Here is a 1,279-nt window from a genome sequence, read left to right as displayed (position 1 = left end):
CGCTCGCGGCCGCCGGGCGCCGCATCGGGCTGGCCGCGGTGGCGATCGCGATCGTGCTGCCGTTCGCGGTGCCCGGCATCGAGCCGCGCGGGCTGCTCGGCATCGGCGGGAACGGCGACACCGGGGCCGGGAGGGGCTCCGGCTCGATCACCGGCCTGAACGCCCTGGACCCGCTGGTGAGCGTACGGCGCCAGCTCGTGCGCGAGGGGGACGCCGAGGTGCTGCGGTACCGCACCACGGACGGCGCCGCACCGGACTACCTGCGGATGTACTCCCTCGACCGGTTCAACGGCGAGACCTGGTCGACCGGGCCGCTGCGCGCCGGGCCGGACGGACGGGTGGCCGACAAGGAGCTGCCCGCCGAACCGGGCGTGAGCGCCATCCCCGCGCGGGCGGTGACCACGGACATCGGCATCGACTCGCGGGTGCACGGGCTGGACGTGCTGCCGATGCCGTACCCGCCCACCAAGGTGAGCATCAAGGGCGACTGGCGGGTCGACCCGCGGTCGCTGACGGTGTTCTCGACCCACGACTCGGCGGGCGGCCGGTCCTACACGGTCACGAGCATCCGCGCCGAGCCGACGTACCAGGAGCTGGTGACCGAGGCCACCCCGCCGGACTCGATCACCTCGCGGTACCTCGGGGTGCCCGACTCGGTCGGCGACGACATCGCCAAGCTCGCCGCCCAGCTGACCGCGGGCGCGTCGACGCCGTACGAGAAGGCGGTCAAGCTGCAGGACTGGTTCACCCGGCCGGGGAACTTCACCTACAGCCTCGACACGCCTCCGCCGCAGCGCGGTGGCGCGCTGCGGGACTTCCTGTTCACCTCCCGTACCGGCTACTGCGAGCAGTTCGCGTCGTCGATGGCGGTGCTCGCCCGCGTCCTCGGCATCCCGGCCCGCATCGGCATGGGGTACACGGCCGGCACCCAGCAGCCGAACGGCGAGTGGGTGGTCCGCACGAAGGACGCCCACGCGTGGCCGGAGCTGTACTTCACCGGCGTCGGCTGGCTGCGGTTCGAGCCCACGCCCGGCGGCGACGGCGGCCAGGGCAGCGCCACCGTGCCGTCGTACACGGCGCCGCAGCTGCTCCCCGGCTCGCCGGGCAGCGACCCGCAGACCCAGCTGCCGTCGACCGGCTCCGGCTCGGGGTCGGCCCCCTCGTCCGCGCCGACCGTCACGCGTCACCGCACGGACACTCTCGCCGACCAGCGCGCCGCTCCGGGCGCCGCACCCGAGTCCGACACGTCGCATCCGCCGGTCTTGTGGCTGCTGATCGG

1 protein-coding gene is annotated in these 1,279 nt (G+C 74.4%); it reads left to right on the top strand.

Going from position 1 to position 1,279, the window contains the following annotated elements:
- Positions 1-1,279: transglutaminase TgpA family protein (locus ACFFNX_RS50360; RefSeq protein WP_378213606.1), on the top strand; the 1,279-nt coding region annotated here is incomplete at both ends.

Source organism: Actinoallomurus acaciae, assembly GCF_042429965.1.
Classification (GTDB): domain Bacteria; phylum Actinomycetota; class Actinomycetes; order Streptosporangiales; family Streptosporangiaceae; genus Actinoallomurus; species Actinoallomurus acaciae.
Note: the sequence above shows the minus strand (reverse complement) of the source record. Positions and strands in the feature narration are given on the sequence as shown.